Genomic DNA, 11,634 nt, shown 5'->3' on the forward strand with positions numbered 1-11,634 from the left:
CGCGCGCCGGGCGGCACGGGCACTGTGAAGGGGAGCGACGCAACTGTTCCCCTGTCCTAGGCGGTGGCAGGCACATGACGCTGAGTACGGCCCCGGCCCCGAACGAGCCGCGGTTCGACGCCGGTCGGATCTGCCTGGACCTCCTCGCGACCGCGTATCCGGCCGAACGGCTGGACTCCGTCCGGTCGTTGCGGGTCTGGATCCACGGTGCCGCACTGGTGCCGCCCGGCACCCCGCTGGAGCACGCCGACGCCTCCTGGCCGCAGCGGTTCCGGGAACTGCGCGCGGACGTCGAGCAGTTGCTGCGCGGCACCGCGGCCGCGGACCCCCGGCCGTACGACGGCGCGCTCGGCCGGCTCAACGAGGCCGCCCGCGCCGCGCTCCCGGTCCCGTGCGCGGTGCGCCGCGCGGACGGCGTCCTGGAGCGCGAACTGGCCCGGGCGCCCGAGTGCGCGGCGCTGCTGGCGCTCCTGGCGCGGGACGCCGTGGAGCTGCTCACCGACCCCGTGGCGCGGGCCGCGGTCCGCGAGTGCGAGGGCGACAACTGCCCCCTGGTGTACCTGGACACGTCCCGCGGACGCCGGCGGCGCTGGTGCTCGAGCGAGGTCTGCGGCAACCGGGAGCGGGTGGCCCGGCACCGGCGACGGGCGGCGCTCGCCCGGGCCTGACCGCCCGTTACAACCCTTCCGCCGGATAACCGAGGAAACTCCCCTGGCGCGGGTCAAGTGATCTGCGTAACAGCCGGTTTGCCGGTCCCTGCGCACGGGCAGCGCGGACCGCCCCGGCGATGTGTCGGAAATGTGGACACCGCGCGGTGGGAATGTGTGCGCATGTCCCGGTCGTGACGTCACTCCCAGGAAAACTGTCACTTCCGTTTGAACGGTGGGCCGCCCCTGTCCGTACGGGTGGGCGAGCGACCGACTGGGGGAACCCCCGGACACCGGAGGTGGGCGTGCGCAAGGATGCGGCCGTGGCCAATGAACGTGGATCGAGGGCCCGACATCGCATGTCCTCACAGCCCTCGGAACCTGATGAGGAGCTGATGCGTGCGCTGTACCGCGAGCACGCCGGACCTCTGCTCGCGTACGTCCTCAGGCTGGTCGCCGGAGACCGGCAGCGCGCCGAGGACGTCGTGCAGGAGACGCTCATCCGTGCCTGGAAGAACGCCGGTCAGCTCAATCGGGCGACCGGTTCGGTACGCCCCTGGCTGGTGACGGTCGCGCGCCGCATCGTCATCGACGGCCACCGCAGCCGGCAGGCCCGGCCGCAGGAGGTCGATCCGTCGCCGCTGGAGGTCATCCCCGCGGAGGACGAGATCGACAAGGCGCTGTGGCTGATGACGCTGTCCGACGCGCTCGACGACCTGACCCCGGCGCACCGGGAGGTCCTCGTCGAGACGTACTTCAAGGGACGTACGGTCAATGAGGCGGCCCAGACGCTGGGCATCCCGAGCGGCACGGTGCGCTCCCGGGTGTTCTACGCCCTGCGGTCGATGAAGCTGGCACTGGAGGAGCGGGGGGTGACGGCGTGATGAGCGGTGGATTCCGAGGAATGCAAGGATTCGGCCCGGGTGGTCCGGGTATTTCTGGACCCATGAGCCCCAGCGAGGGATCTTCGGTGCCGAGCGAGCACGAGACCGTGGGCGCCTACGCCCTCGGTCTGCTCGACGACGCCGAGGCGACCGCTTTCGAGGCGCATCTCGCCACGTGCGAGTGGTGCGCCCAGCAACTGGACGAGCTGGCCGGGATGGAGCCGATGCTGGCCGCGCTGGCCGATCTGCCGGGTTCCGGCAGCACCCCGGCGATCGGCGAGTCGCTGTCCGCCAGGCCGAGCCCGCGGCTGGTGGAGAAGCTGGTCGACGAGGTCTCCGAACGCCGTGCGCGAAAGCGGCGCAAGGGCTTCTACCTGGTGGCGGCCGCCGCCGCGCTGGTCATCGGCGGCCCGGTGGCCGTCATGGCGGTGAACGCGGGCGGCGACTCGGGGCAGACGGCCACGCCGCTCGCGGCCACCGCCCAGACCACGTTCCAGCAGCTTCCGGACAAGGTCAGCGGGAGCGACAGCACGACCGGCGCCAGCGCGACCGTCGCCATGGGCGAGAAGGACTGGGGCACCTCGGCCGTCCTGGAGCTCAAGGGCGTGAAGGGGCCGCTCAAGTGCTCGTTGGTTGCCGTCGGCAACAACGGCGACCGCCAGACCCTGGGTTCCTGGTCCGTCCCCAAGTGGGGCTACGGCATCCCGGACGCCAAGACCCCGGAGTCCCGCAAGCCGCTGTACATCGGCGGCGGCACCGCCCTGAAGCCCGACGAGATCGACCACTTCGAGGTGACCACCTTCGACGGCAAGAAGCTCGTGCAGGTGGATGCGTAGTCACGTAGCTTTGCCGGGTCCCCTTCGCGTACGGTTGACGGCTGCCCAGCACGTCAGAAGGGGGCCCGGTGGCCGCTCAGGTTCAGCAGTCCGCGGTCGGCTCGGTACACGGCGCACAGGACTCCGTGCGTGACCGAGAGATCAGCGTCGAGCAGGAACATCTGGACCGGGTGTACCGGCGCCTCGAGGAGAAGATCCACGAGGCCGAGTTCCTGATGAACGACGCCGCCCAGCGCGGCCAGGTCGGCACGCCGGGCGCACTGGCCGAGCGGGACGCCCAGGTCTTCCGGGCCGGCATCCATCTGAACCGACTCAACAACGAGTTCGAGGACTTCCTCTTCGGGCGGATCGACCTGCTGCCCGGCAAGGACGGCAAGAAGGGCCCCGACGGCGCCTACACCGCGGTCGAGCCCGCCGAGGGCGCGGTCCGGCCCGACAACACCGCCGACGTCGCCGAGACCCTGCACATCGGGCGGATCGGCGTGCTCGACGCGGACTACGCCCCGCTGGTCATCGACTGGCGGGCCCCGGCCGCCGCCCCCTTCTACCGGTCCACCCCCAGGGACCCCGGCCGGGTCGTGCGCCGCCGGGTCATCCGCTCCAAGGGCCGCCGGGTCCTCGGGGTCGAGGACGACCTGATGCGCCCCGAGCTGCGGGCGTTCCTCGACGGGCGGGAGCTGCCCGTCATCGGCGACGGCGCCCTGATGGCCGCCCTCGGCCAGGCCCGCAGCCACACCATGCGGGACATCGTCTCCTCCATCCAGGCCGAGCAGGACCTGGTCATCCGCGCCCCCGCCGCCTCCGTCACCTACGTCGAGGGCGGCCCGGGCACCGGCAAGACCGCGGTCGCCCTGCACCGCGCGGCGTATCTGCTCTACCAGGACCGCAGACGCTACGCGGGCGGCATCCTGATCGTCTCGCCGACCCCGCTGCTGGTGGCCTACACCGAGGGCGTGCTGCCCTCGCTCGGCGAGGAGGGCCAGGTCGCGATCCGCGCCATCGGCTCGCTCGTCGACGGGGTCGAGGCCACGCTGTACGACTCCCCGTCGGTGGCCCGCGCCAAGGGCTCGTACCGGATGCTGAAGGTGCTGCGGAAGGCCGCCCGCGGCGCCCTGGAGCTGAACGATTCTCCGGAGCGGCTCCGGGTCGTCGCCTTCGGGCGCCGCCTCGAACTCGAAGCCGGCGAACTGACGCACATCCGCCGTACCGCCCTCGGCGGCACCGCCCCCGTCAACCTGCTGCGCCCGCGCGCCCGCAAGCTGCTCCTGGACGCCCTGTGGGCCAGGTCCGGCGCGGCCGGCCGGCACAGCGACCCGGAGCTGGCCGCCGAACTGCGCTCCTCCTTCGACGAGGACGTGTCCGGCGAGGACCCGTTCATCGCCTTCCTGGACGCCTGGTGGCCCGAGCTGACCCCGAAGGGGGTGCTCGACGCCATGGCGGACGAGAAGCGGCTCGGCCGCTGGGCCCGCCGGATCCTCAACCCCGGCGAGGTCCGCAAGGTCGCCCGCTCGCTGCGCCGGGAGGGCTTCTCGGTGCACGACACCGCCATGCTGGACGAGCTGCAGGCGATCCTCGGAGCCCCGGCCCGGCCGCGCAGGAAGCGCGAGCTGGACCCGCTGGACCAGCTCACCGGCCTGGAGGAGCTGATGCCGGTGCGCGAGGAGACCCAGCGCGAGCGCGCCGAGCGCCTCGCCCAGGAGCGCACCGAGTACGCGCACGTCATCGTGGACGAGGCCCAGGACCTCACGCCGATGCAGTGGCGGATGGTCGGCCGCCGCGGCCGGCACGCCACCTGGACGGTCGTCGGCGACCCGGCCCAGTCCTCCTGGTCCGACCCGGACGAGGCGGCCGAGGCCCGCGACGAGGCCCTCGGCACCCGCCCCCGGCGCCGCTTCCAGCTCACCGTCAACTACCGCAACCCCGCCGAGATCGCCGAGCTGGCCGCCAGGGTGCTCGCCCTCGCCATGCCGGGCTCCGAGGCGCCCTCGGCCGTACGGTCCACCGGGGTCGAGCCGCGCTTCGTGACGGCGGCCGGCGCGTCGGGCGGGCCCGCCCGGGACGGTCTGGAGAGGACGGTCCGCGCGGAGTCCGAGCGGCTGCTGGGCCTCGTGGACGGCACGGTCGGGGTGGTCGTGGCCATGAACCGGCGCGAGGAGGCCCGACGCTGGCTGGCCGGGCTCGGCGACCGGGTGGTGGCGCTCGGCAGCCTGGAGGCCAAGGGGCTGGAGTACGACGCCACGGTCGTCGTCTCGCCGGCGGAGATCGCCGACGAGTCGCCGGCCGGCCTGCGGGTGCTGTACGTCGCGCTGACCAGGGCGACCCAGCAGCTCACCGTGGTCTCCGGCGAGCGGGACGAGCCGGACCCGGCAGGGGTGCCGGATCTGCTCAGGGACTGAATTCCGAAGAAGTCCCCGCGTCAGGAATGGCGTCCGGCATCCGTTTGTTAGCCTTGACGTGGCACCGGCCCGATCCAAGCCCCCGGGCCCAACCTTCGTCCCTCAGAGGGACCACTTGCCGCGAGGCGAGCATGGCGGGTCGGTGTCATGAACGTGAGAGAGGCCCACGTCCTGTGTGACGTGGGCCTCTTTATTTGCCCGATCAACTCTCGTATGGTGGAAGTTGTTTTCCAAAGGGCGTGCCGTCGTGAACACAACGTCCGCAATCCGGGGCGACTACCACGTACTCGGTGGTAGGTGCGACGATCGGACGGCACTACACGCGACACGGTGAAAGCAGAGGAAGTCGGCCATGGCAACGGCGCCCAGCGTCTCCTACTCGATGACCATCCGGCTGGAGGTGCCCGCGAGCGGAACCGCAGTCTCGCAGCTCACCAACGCCGTGGAGTCCTCCGGAGGCTCGGTCACCGGCCTCGACGTCACCGCGTCCGGCCACGAGAAGCTCCGTATCGACGTCACCATCGCGGCCACCTCCACGGCCCACGCCGACGAGATCGTGGGCAAGCTCCGGGGCATCGAGGGCGTCACCCTCGGCAAGGTCTCCGACCGTACGTTCCTGATGCACCTCGGCGGCAAGATCGAGATGGCGTCCAAGCACCCCATCCGCAACCGCGACGACCTGTCGATGGTCTACACGCCCGGCGTGGCCCGCGTCTGCATGGCGATCGCCGAGAACCCCGAGGACGCCCGCCGCCTCACCATCAAGCGCAACTCCGTTGCGGTCGTGACGGACGGCTCCGCCGTGCTGGGCCTGGGCAACATCGGCCCGAAGGCCGCGCTGCCCGTGATGGAGGGCAAGGCGGCCCTCTTCAAGCGCTTCGCCGGCATCGACGCCTGGCCGATCTGCCTGGACACCCAGGACACCGACGCCATCGTCGAGATCGTCAAGGCGATCGCCCCCGGTTTCGCCGGCATCAACCTCGAGGACATCTCCGCCCCCCGCTGCTTCGAGATCGAGGCCCGGCTGCGCGAGGCCCTCGACATCCCCGTCTTCCACGACGACCAGCACGGCACCGCGATCGTCGTCCTCGCCGCCCTGACCAACGCGCTGCGCTGCACGGGCAAGGCGATCGAGAACATCCGGATCGTGATGTCCGGGGCCGGCGCGGCCGGTACCGCCATCCTCAAGCTGCTGATCGCCGCCGGCGCGAAGAACGCCGTGGTGGCCGACATCCGCGGTGTCGTCCACTCGGACCGCGACGACCTGGTGGACGCCCCGGCCGACTCGCCGCTGCGCTGGATCGCCGACAACACCAACCCCGAGAACCTCACCGGCACCCTGAAGGAGGCCGTGCGCGGCGCGGACGTCTTCATCGGCGTCTCGGCCCCGAACGTCCTCGACGGCGACGACGTGGCCGCCATGGCCGACGGCGCCATCGTGTTCGCGCTCGCGAACCCCGACCCCGAGGTCGACCCCGCGATCGCCCGGCAGACGGCCGCCGTCGTGGCCACCGGCCGCTCGGACTTCCCGAACCAGATCAACAACGTGCTGGTCTTCCCGGGTGTCTTCCGCGGCCTGCTGGACGCGCAGTCGCGTACCGTCAACACCGAGATGATGCTCGCCGCCGCGAAGGCGCTCGCCGACGTGGTGACCGAGGACGAGCTGAACCCCAACTACATCATTCCGAGCGTTTTCAACGACAAGGTCGCGGGCGCCGTGGCAGGCGCGGTGCGCGAGGCCGCCAAGGCGGTGGGCGCGGCGTCCTAGCCGCCGTACCGTATGGTGCAGGGGCTGTGAGGATGGACACGGCAGCCCCCCGCACCGGCGCGTCGCGGAACCCTCCACCGGCGGACGCCCTCTAGGGTGACGGCCGAGCAGGCGCTTCTCGTGTGACTCCCTAGGGTGTTCTCACGACTCCTACGGGTGCCGGATTGGCATTACCGCCGCAGGTAGGGGCAGGATGCGTCTTTGGGCGCGAGCGCATCGGCATCGATCTCACCCTCACGCCTCAACGGCAAGAAGAACACGGGAGTAACAACATGAACCGCAGTGAGCTGGTGGCCGCGCTGGCCGACCGCGCCGAGGTGACCCGCAAGGACGCCGACGCCGTGCTGGCCGCGTTCGCCGAGGTCGTCGGCGACATCGTCTCCAAGGGCGACGAGAAGGTCACCATCCCCGGCTTCCTGACCTTCGAGCGCACCCACCGTGCCGCTCGTACCGCGCGCAACCCGCAGACCGGCGAGCCCATCAACATCCCGGCCGGCTACAGCGTCAAGGTCTCCGCGGGCTCCAAGCTCAAGGAAGCGGCCAAGGGCAAGTAAGCGGAAGCCGCTCCGCCGGGTGGCGCCGGGTGACTGGAGCGCCGTTCTGACGCAGCGCCGCGGGTGACCGCGGGTTCGCTGTGGCTGGTCGCGCAGTTCCCCGCGCCCCTTGGGGCGCCTCAGCCAAAGACGCCGAAAGGGCGGCCTCCCTCATTCCGAGGGAGGCCGCCCTTTCGGTTGCCGTCTAGCCGAGCGCCTTGCCCGGCAGCTCGACCTTCGCGCCCAGTTCCACGAGCTTCTCCATGAAGTTCTCGTAGCCGCGGTTGATCAGCTCGATGCCGTGGACACGGGAGGTGCCCTCGGCGGCCAGGGCCGCGATGAGGTACGAGAAGCCGCCGCGCAGGTCGGGGATGACCAGGTCGGCGCCCTGCAGCTTGGTCGGGCCGGAGACGACCGCGGAGTGCAGGAAGTTGCGCTGGCCGAAGCGGCAGTCGGAGCCGCCCAGGCACTCGCGGTAGAGCTGGATGTGGGCGCCCATCTGGTTCAGCGCCGAGGTGAAGCCGAGCCGGGACTCGTACACCGTCTCGTGGACGATCGACAGGCCCGTCGCCTGGGTCAGGGCGACCACCAGCGGCTGCTGCCAGTCGGTCTGGAAGCCCGGGTGCACGTCCGTCTCCAGCGCGATGGACTTGAGCTGCCCGCCGGGGTGCCAGAAGCGGATGCCCTCGTCGTCGATCTCGAAGGCGCCGCCCACCTTCCGGTAGGTGTTCAGGAACGTCATCATCGAACGCTGCTGGGCGCCGCGGACGTAGATGTCGCCGTTGGTCGCCAGCGCCGCCGACGCCCAGGAGGCGGCCTCCAGGCGGTCCGACAGGGCGCGGTGGGTGTAGCCGCCGAGCTTGTCCACACCGGTGATGCGGATCGTGCGGTCGGTGTCCATCGCGATGATCGCGCCCATCTTCTGCAGCACGCAGATGAGGTCCTCGATCTCCGGCTCGACGGCCGCGTTGGACAGCTCCGTGACGCCCTCGGCCAGCACCGCGGTCAGCAGCACCTGCTCGGTCGCGCCGACGGACGGGTACGGCAGCCGGATCTTCGTGCCGCGCAGCCGCTGCGGCGCCTCCAGGTACTGCCCGTCGGCCCGCTTCTCGATGGTCGCGCCGAACTGCCGCAGCACGTCGAAGTGGAAGTCGATGGGCCGGCCGCCGATGTCGCAGCCGCCGAGGCCCGGGATGAACGCGTGGCCCAGCCGGTGCAGCAGCGGGCCGCAGAACAGGATCGGGATACGGCTGGAACCCGCGTGGGCATCGATGTCAGCGACGTTGGCGCTCTCCACGTGCGTCGGGTCGAGCACCAGCTCACCGGGCTCCTCACCCGGGCGGACGGTGACCCCGTGCAGCTGCAGCAGGCCGCGCACGACACGCACGTCACGGATGTCCGGAACGTTGCGCAGTCGACTCGGCGCACTGCCCAGCAGGGCGGCGACCATGGCCTTCGGCACGAGGTTCTTCGCACCGCGGACACGGATCTCGCCCTCCAGCGGGGTTCCGCCGTGGACAAGCAGGACATCGTCGTTGACGGTCATGAATCTCGCGTTCCGATGAGTCGGGCAGGGGCCGGCCGATCACTTTGCGCAGGGGCCGGAGAGACAGGGTAATCGCCTATTACCCCCGTCCTGTAAGCCCAAGTACCGCCCAGCCGCGTCATAGCTGTGTCACAACACGAACCGTTCACCGCCGGGCACGTGGGGTCACCGGCGCGGGCGCGCCCCCGTGCGCCGTGAGCTGCGTTCACTCGCGCACCCCGATCGGCTCCCCACAGTCGGCGAAGATGCGGGATCATGTCTGGCATGACCGAGGTGTCCTCGCTCACAGGGCGGCTGCTCGTGGCAACCCCCGCCCTGGCGGACCCGAACTTCGACCGTGCGGTCGTGCTCCTCCTCGACCACGACGAGGAGGGCTCGCTCGGCGTCGTCCTCAACCGCCCCACCCCGGTGGGCGTGGGCGACATCCTGGAGGGCTGGGCGGAGCTGGCCGGTGACCCCGGGGTGGTCTTCCAGGGCGGCCCGGTCTCGCTGGACTCGGCGCTCGGCGTCGCGGTCATCCCGGGCGGCGCGAACGGGGAGAGCGCCCCGCTCGGCTGGCGGCGGGTGCACGGCGCGATCGGTCTGGTCGACCTGGAGGCCCCGCCCGAGCTGCTCGCCTCGGCCGTCGGCTCGCTGCGGATCTTCGCCGGTTACGCCGGCTGGGGCCCGGGCCAGCTCGAGGACGAGCTGGTGGACGGCGCCTGGTACGTCGTTGAGTCGGAGCCGGGCGACGTGTCCTGCCCGGAGCCGGAGACCCTCTGGCGCGAGGTGCTGCGCCGCCAGCGCAACGAGCTGGCGATGGTCGCCACGTATCCCGACGACCCGTCGCTCAACTGATGCCGGCGAGCGCCAGTACCCTTGGCGATATGAGCACTCTCGAGCCCGAGCGCGGGACTGGTACGGGAACCCTCGTAGAGCCGACGCCACAGGTGTCCCACGGCGACGGCGACCACGAGCGCTTCGCCCACTACGTCCAGAAGGACAAGATCATGGCGAGCGCCCTCGACGGGACCCCCGTCGTGGCGCTGTGCGGCAAGGTGTGGGTGCCGGGCCGCGACCCGAAGAAGTACCCCGTGTGTCCCATGTGCAAGGAGATCTACGAGTCCATGGGCAGCGGCGGCGACGACAAGGGCGGCGACAAGTAGGCGCCCGTCCATCGCCCGCCTGAAGACCCTCGGGCCCCCGGGACGCGCCGCGGACGCGGGCCCGGGGGCTTTCGCGCTTTTCGGCCACCAACTGGTCCAGACCTCTTGTCGGCGTGCTCGCCCCGCCATAGCCTCCTCGAAGCCGTGTACGGCGACGAACGGGCCGCCCCGCGGTGCGTGGTTCCCCCGTAGGAACGCTTTTCTTCACCGAGGACCGATGTGACCGACAAGGCGGATCTGATCCCGGCTCCGGCGCGCTGTTCGCGGAACGCCGCCGGGCACACGAGCATCGGCGCCGGCACGGGGCTGCGGGCGGGACCCGGCACCGAGGGCGTCGCACGGTGGCTGCGGGCCACCGTCGGAGCGGCGACCGGCCTGCCGCTGCCGGAGGCGGACGGCGGGGACGACCGCGTCGAGCTGAGCATCGAGCCGGGCCTGCCCCCCGAGGGCTACCGCCTCGTCACCGACGGTCTTCCGGTGCGCATCCAGGGTGGCAGCGCCGCCGGCGTCTTCTGGGGGGCTCAGACCTTCCGGCAACTGCTCGGCCCCGACGCGTTCCGCCGCGCGCCCCTGCGTCCGGGCCGGGACTGGGACCTGCCCCGCGTCACCGTCGAGGACGCCCCCCGGTTCGGCTGGCGCGGTCTCATGCTGGACGTCGCCCGGCACTTCATGCCCAAGGAAGGCGTGCTGCGGTACCTGGACCTGATGGCCGCGCACAAACTCAACGTCTTCCACTTCCATCTGACGGACGACCAGGGCTGGCGGATCGAGATCGGGCGGTATCCGAGGCTCACCGGGATCGGCTCCTGGCGGGCGCGGACGAAAATCGGCCACCGCGCCTCACCGCTCTGGGAGGAGAAGCCGCACGGGGGCCACTACACCCAGGACGACATCCGGGAGATCGTCGCCTACGCCGCCGAACGGCATATCACCGTCGTCCCCGAAATCGACGTACCGGGCCACTCGCAGGCCGCCATCGCCGCGTATCCGGAACTCGGCAACACCGACGTCGTGGACACCGCCGCGCTCACCGTCTGGGACAACTGGGGAATCTCCGCCAACGTACTGGCTCCCACCGACACCACCCTCCGTTTCTACGAAGGGGTGTTGGAGGAAGTGCTGGAACTGTTCCCCGCCGAGTTCGTGCACATCGGCGGCGACGAGTGCCGCAAGGACCAGTGGCGCCGGTCGGCGGCCGCGAAGAACCGGATCGCGGACCTCGGGCTCGCCGGCGAGGACGAGTTGCAGTCCTGGTTCATCGGCCACTTCGACACCTGGCTCGCCGCGCGCGGACGCCGCCTCATCGGCTGGGACGAGATCCTGGAGGGCGGGCTCGCGCCGGGCGCCGCGGTGTCCTCCTGGCGCGGCTACGGGGGCGGCGTCGCCGCCGCGCGAGCCGGGCACGACGTCGTCATGTGCCCGGAGCAGTACGTCTACCTGGACCACCGGCAGGCGCCCGGGGACGACGAACCCGTGCCGATCGGCTTCGTGCGCACCCTGGAGGACGTCTACCGGTTCGAGCCGGTGCCGGCCGAACTCACCGCCGAGGAGGCCCGGCACGTGCTCGGCACCCAGGCCAACGTGTGGACCGAGGTGCTGGAGGACGCCGCACGCGTCGACTACCAGGCCTTTCCCCGGCTCGCCGCGCTCGCCGAGGTCGCCTGGAGCCGGCTGCCCGCCCCCGCCGAGCGGGACTTCGCGGACTTCGAACACCGGATGGCCGCCCACTACCGGCGACTTGACGCCCTCGGTGTCGGCTACCGGCCGCCCACCGGGCCCCGGCCCTGGCAGCGGCGCCCCGGCGTCCTCGGCCGCCCGATCGACGGCACGCCCCCGAACCGCTAGGTAGGCCGGCCCCCGCGCCCGGTCCGCCGGTGGA

Annotated in this window: 10 protein-coding genes; 9 read left to right on the forward strand and 1 reads right to left on the reverse strand. The window is 71.4% G+C overall.

All coding sequences use genetic code 11. From position 1 onward, the window contains the following. Positions 1–74: 74 nt before the first annotated feature. The 6 genes from ACZ7JA_RS04685 (at position 75) to ACZ7JA_RS04710 (ending at position 7,085) form a co-directional block, all read left to right on the forward strand. The gene (locus ACZ7JA_RS04685; protein WP_351665302.1) at positions 75–668 is read left to right on the forward strand and encodes a CGNR zinc finger domain-containing protein; all 594 of its coding nucleotides are present in this window, start codon (positions 75–77) and stop codon (positions 666–668) included. A gap of 278 nt (positions 669–946) precedes the next feature. Beyond that, the gene (locus tag ACZ7JA_RS04690) at positions 947–1,531 is read left to right on the forward strand and encodes a sigma-70 family RNA polymerase sigma factor (protein WP_037932079.1); all 585 of its coding nucleotides are present in this window, start codon (positions 947–949) and stop codon (positions 1,529–1,531) included. 62 nt (positions 1,532–1,593) lie between these two features. Then, positions 1,594–2,367 carry an anti-sigma factor family protein gene (locus ACZ7JA_RS04695; RefSeq protein WP_389306271.1) on the forward strand — a complete coding sequence of 258 codons (774 nt, stop codon included), beginning with the start codon at positions 1,594–1,596 and terminating at the stop codon, positions 2,365–2,367. A 68-nt stretch (positions 2,368–2,435) separates the two neighbouring features. Continuing rightward, complete coding sequence (locus ACZ7JA_RS04700; RefSeq protein ID WP_470807199.1) at positions 2,436–4,763, forward strand: HelD family protein; 2,328 nt, start codon at positions 2,436–2,438, stop codon at positions 4,761–4,763. 352 nt (positions 4,764–5,115) lie between these two features. Then, positions 5,116–6,531 (forward strand): NAD-dependent malic enzyme, encoded by a 1,416-nt coding sequence (locus ACZ7JA_RS04705; RefSeq protein ID WP_351665299.1) that lies wholly within the window; start codon positions 5,116–5,118, stop codon positions 6,529–6,531. A gap of 272 nt (positions 6,532–6,803) precedes the next feature. Next, positions 6,804–7,085 (forward strand): HU family DNA-binding protein, encoded by a 282-nt coding sequence (locus ACZ7JA_RS04710; RefSeq protein ID WP_067001509.1) that lies wholly within the window; start codon positions 6,804–6,806, stop codon positions 7,083–7,085. A 184-nt stretch (positions 7,086–7,269) separates the two neighbouring features. Here ACZ7JA_RS04710 and murA read toward each other — a convergent pair whose 3' ends face one another. Beyond that, positions 7,270–8,610, reverse strand: a complete 1,341-nt coding sequence (murA, locus tag ACZ7JA_RS04715) for a UDP-N-acetylglucosamine 1-carboxyvinyltransferase (protein WP_351665298.1) — start codon at positions 8,608–8,610, stop codon at positions 7,270–7,272. Positions 8,611–8,874: 264 nt separating this feature from the next. Between murA and ACZ7JA_RS04720 the strand changes: the two genes are divergently transcribed. From ACZ7JA_RS04720 to ACZ7JA_RS04730, 3 genes are all read left to right on the forward strand, one after another. After that, complete coding sequence (locus tag ACZ7JA_RS04720; RefSeq protein ID WP_351665422.1) at positions 8,875–9,447, forward strand: YqgE/AlgH family protein; 573 nt, start codon at positions 8,875–8,877, stop codon at positions 9,445–9,447. Positions 9,448–9,476: 29 nt separating this feature from the next. Continuing rightward, positions 9,477–9,755 (forward strand): DUF3039 domain-containing protein, encoded by a 279-nt coding sequence (locus tag ACZ7JA_RS04725; RefSeq protein WP_143638399.1) that lies wholly within the window; start codon positions 9,477–9,479, stop codon positions 9,753–9,755. A 219-nt stretch (positions 9,756–9,974) separates the two neighbouring features. Continuing rightward, entirely contained in the window at positions 9,975–11,600 is a 1,626-nt protein-coding gene (locus tag ACZ7JA_RS04730) for a beta-N-acetylhexosaminidase (RefSeq protein ID WP_470807202.1), read from the forward strand. Positions 11,601–11,634 lie beyond the last annotated feature (34 nt).

The sequence above is a fragment of the Streptomyces sp. NPDC038135 genome, assembly GCF_055601245.1.